Annotated in this window: 1 pseudogene; it reads right to left on the bottom strand. The window is 62.0% G+C overall.

Annotation, left to right across the window (positions count from 1 at the left end):
* A pseudogene (locus CH341_RS34860) lies at positions 1-284 on the bottom strand (L,D-transpeptidase family protein); the annotation flags it as partial.

Genomic DNA, 284 nt, shown 5'->3' with positions numbered 1-284 from the left:
AGACGCTGACGCAGGGCTACGACATTGGGATGGCGCATGCCGATTTTGAGCGTCGGCTCGGAGGGCACGGAATTCCAGCCACCGGCATCGACCAGGCCCTGATACCATTCGATGGCCTGATCCATGGCAGGAACCGTGTAGGGCGACAGAATCGGGACGGTAGAAGTCACCGGCGCAGCCGTCCGGGGCCCCGTATCAAAGGATTCGCTCCATTCCGATTGATTGACGGGCATCATGTTCTGCGCCTGTGCGGCCAGCGGAAACACAAGCGCCGCGGCGCAAAG

Origin of the sequence: Rhodoplanes roseus (genome assembly GCF_003258865.1) — a bacterium.
GTDB lineage: Bacteria > Pseudomonadota > Alphaproteobacteria > Rhizobiales > Xanthobacteraceae > Rhodoplanes > Rhodoplanes roseus.
This window is presented reverse-complemented; position numbering and strand designations above follow the sequence as displayed.